Below are 2,917 nucleotides of genomic sequence, written 5' to 3' on the forward strand. Positions count from 1 at the left end.
TTTTAAATTAGTCAGCCCCGCGATTACGGGTTACCTGAAGAAAGTAGAACCTTATTATGAAAAAAGTATTTATCCGTACTTTTGGTTGCCAAATGAATGAATACGATAGCGAAAAGATGCTGTCTGTTTTGGCTGAGGGAGAAGATTTAGAACAAACTGATAATGCTGATGAGGCAGATATTATTCTGTTTAATACTTGTTCCGTTCGAGAAAAAGCACAAGAGAAAGTATTCTCGGATTTAGGGCGCGTAAGACCTTTAAAAGAAAAGAATCCTAATTTGATTATTGGCGTGGGAGGGTGTGTTGCTTCGCAAGAAGGTGAGGCGATTGTTAAGCGTGCTCCTTTTGTTGATGTTGTGTTTGGACCGCAAACACTGCATCGTTTGCCGCAAATGATCGATGATAAGAAAGAAACAGGCAAATCTCAAGTTGATATTTCCTTTCCTGAAATTGAGAAGTTTGACCATTTGCCGCCTGCGCGGGTTGAAGGTGGTTCGGCATTTGTTTCGATTATGGAGGGTTGCTCGAAATACTGCTCTTTTTGTGTGGTTCCTTATACGCGTGGGGAAGAATTTTCGCGCCCTTTAAACGATGTGTTAACCGAGATTGCCAATTTGGCACAGCAGGGTGTGAAAGAGATTAACTTGCTGGGGCAAAATGTGAATGCTTACCGCGGACTGATGGACGATGGTGAGATTTGTGATTTTGCGATGTTGCTGCGGATTGTGCATGAAATTCCAGGTATTGAAAGGATGCGTTTTACCACAAGTCATCCACGTGAATTCAGCGACAGGATTATTGAATGCTATAAAGATTTGCCAAAGTTGGTATCGCATTTGCATTTGCCGATCCAGAGTGGTTCTGATCGAGTGTTAAGTGCAATGAAGCGTGGTTACACGGCTTTGGAATATAAGTCTATTATCCGAAAATTACGAGCAATCCGCCCCGATTTGTGCTTGAGCTCAGATTTCATTGTGGGTTTTCCAGGGGAAACTGAGCGGGAATTTGAGCAGACTTTGAAATTGGTGAAAGATATCGCTTTTGACCTGAGCTTCGTATTTATCTATAGTCCGCGTCCGGGTACGCCGGCGGCCAACCTACCTGATGAAACGCCGCATGAAGAAAAAGTGCGCCGTCTTGAAGCTTTGAATGAAGTAATTGAGCAAGAAACGGCTCGTATCAATCAAACTATGTTGGGTACAATCCAGCGTTGTTTGGTTGAAGGTGTATCGAAAAAAGACCCTGACCAGCTACAAGCGCGTACAGCGAATAACCGTGTTGTCAACTTTACCGGAGATCTTGGGTTAATTAACCAGATGGTGGAGCTTGAGATTACCGAAGCGTTTACATTCTCATTGCGTGGTGAGATGATAGCAGCTTAATATATCGATGCCTGTCTGAAATGTTTCAGACAGGCATTCTGCATTGTTTTATCAACCTTTATTCAATCTGGATGATTATGACTGACTCACAAAATAATCTGCTTGAAAAACTATTCAAGCTTAAGGAAAACGGCACTAATGTCCGCACCGAAATATTGGCAGGTTTAACCACTTTCTTAACCATGTGTTATATCGTGATTGTGAACCCGCTAACCCTTTCTAATGCCGGTATGGATTTTGGCGCGGTGTTCGTGGCCACGTGTATTTCAGCTGCTATCGGCTGCTTTATCATGGGTGCTTTGGCTAATTATCCGATTGCTCTGGCTCCGGGGATGGGTTTGAACGCTTATTTTACTTACGCCGTAGTAGACGGTATGGGCGTGCCTTGGCAGGTGGCTTTGGCGGCAGTGTTTATGTCGGGTATTATCTTTATCGTATTTAGTTTTCTGAAAGTGCGCGAAATGTTGGTCAATGCTTTGCCGATGAGTCTGAAGATGGCTATTGCGGCGGGTATTGGTATGTTTTTGGCATTGATTGCGTTAAAAGGTGCTGGGGTGATCGTTGATAATCCGGCCACTTTGGTTGGTATGGGGCAATTCCGCGTGCCTTCACCAGATAATCCTGAAGTAAAAATGATTAATTGGCCGCCCATTCTGGCTTTGTTAGGTTTTTTTCTTGTCATCATGCTGGATCGCTTCCGTGTGAAAGGTGCGATTATTCTTGCGATTTTAGCGATTACGGCAATCGCAGCAGCTTTAGGCTTAACCAAATTCGAAGGGCTGATATCTGCTGTTCCGAGCATTGAACCAACGTTTATGCAGATGGATTTTAATGGTCTGTTTAACGGCAGTATGATTGCGGTAATTTTCGTGTTTTTCTTAGTGGATTTATTTGACAGCACCGGTACTTTGGTTGGTGTATCGCATCGGGCAGGGCTTTTGGTAAACGGTAAATTGCCACGTTTAAAAAAGGCCTTGTTTGCCGATTCTACTGCTATTGTGGCCGGCGCAGCTTTGGGCACATCTTCTACCACTCCTTATATTGAAAGCGCTTCCGGTGTGGCGGCAGGCGGCAGAACAGGCTTGACAGCAGTTACCGTGGGCGTGTTGATGTTGGCATGTTTATGGTTTTCGCCGCTGGCAAAAGCAGTGCCAGCGTTTGCTACTGCGCCAGCTTTGCTTTATATCGGTGTGCACATGATGCGCAGTGCAACGGAAATTGACTGGAACGATATGACCGAAGCCGCGCCTGCTTTTATTACCATTATTTTTATGCCTTTTTCTTATTCTATTGCAGATGGCATTGCAATGGGCTTTATCACTTATGCCGTGATTAAATTAATCTGTGGCCGAGCCAAAGAAGTAACGCCAATGGTTTGGATTGTTGCGGCGGCATGGGCGGCTAAATTTTGGTATTTAGGTACGTAATTCAATCGATTTGTTCACGTAAAGATGCCTGTCTGAAAAATTTTCAGACAGGCATCTTTGTTTGGAATTATGCTGAACAATTCATGTCCTATTTGCAATAGATGGATC

2 protein-coding genes are annotated in these 2,917 nt (G+C 43.9%); both read left to right on the plus strand.

All coding sequences use genetic code 11. The features are described 5' to 3' along the window. The first annotated feature begins 56 nt into the window (after positions 1 to 56). On the plus strand, positions 57 to 1,382 hold the full coding sequence (miaB, locus tag HMPREF9370_RS03270; protein WP_009115880.1) for a tRNA (N6-isopentenyl adenosine(37)-C2)-methylthiotransferase MiaB: 1,326 nt from the start codon (positions 57 to 59) through the stop codon (positions 1,380 to 1,382). 77 nt (positions 1,383 to 1,459) lie between these two features. Then, a complete protein-coding gene (locus tag HMPREF9370_RS03275) occupies positions 1,460 to 2,809 on the plus strand; it encodes an NCS2 family permease (protein ID WP_040667403.1) in 1,350 nt (449 codons plus the stop codon). Positions 2,810 to 2,917: the final 108 nt, after the last annotated feature.

This window comes from Neisseria wadsworthii 9715, assembly GCF_000227765.1.
GTDB classification, from domain to species: Bacteria; Pseudomonadota; Gammaproteobacteria; order Burkholderiales; family Neisseriaceae; genus Neisseria; species Neisseria wadsworthii.